Consider the following 464-nt stretch of genomic DNA (forward strand, 5'->3'; position numbering starts at 1 on the left):
TTAAAGAACTGGCCAAGAAAGTTCGCGAAAATGCCGATTATGTCGGCGACAAATTCGCGGACGAAGCGCGCAAAATCCATTTTGGCGAGTCTGAAGCGCGCGGTATTTACGGCGAAGCGACTTCCGAAGAAGTTCGCGACCTGGCCGAAGATGGCGTCGGCTTCATGCCGCTTCCCGTATTTCCAGAAGATCGAAACTGATCTTGCATTCATTGTGGAATTCCGCGGCCGGGTTGCTGGTCATCACCGGTGCGCTGCTTGGGTTGACGCTGCCATTCGGCAAGCTGGCGACTGCGGCAGGCGTTGGCCCGATACTCTGGGCGTTCATCATCTCGTTCGGCGCTGGCGGGATTTTGCTGATCGCGCTTCTCGCGAAAGGCGAGCGAATTCGTCTCAACGCTGCGAAAATGCGCTATTTCGTGATTGCGGCAGCGATTTCCTACGCCATTCCCAATCTGCTTATTC

At 55.4% G+C, this 464-nt stretch carries 1 protein-coding gene and 1 pseudogene; both read left to right on the forward strand.

From position 1 onward, the window contains the following. Window positions 1-200 (forward strand): DUF1178 family protein (locus AB1462_RS31905; protein ID WP_367249089.1); only part of this gene is annotated, 200 nt, incomplete at its 5' end. A 2-nt stretch (window positions 201-202) separates the two neighbouring features. Further along, window positions 203-464 (forward strand): annotated as a pseudogene (locus AB1462_RS31910) (hypothetical protein); the annotation flags it as partial.

This window comes from Pseudomonas sp. SB113 (assembly GCF_040754745.1).
Classification (GTDB): domain Bacteria; phylum Pseudomonadota; class Gammaproteobacteria; order Pseudomonadales; family Pseudomonadaceae; genus Aquipseudomonas; species Aquipseudomonas grimontii.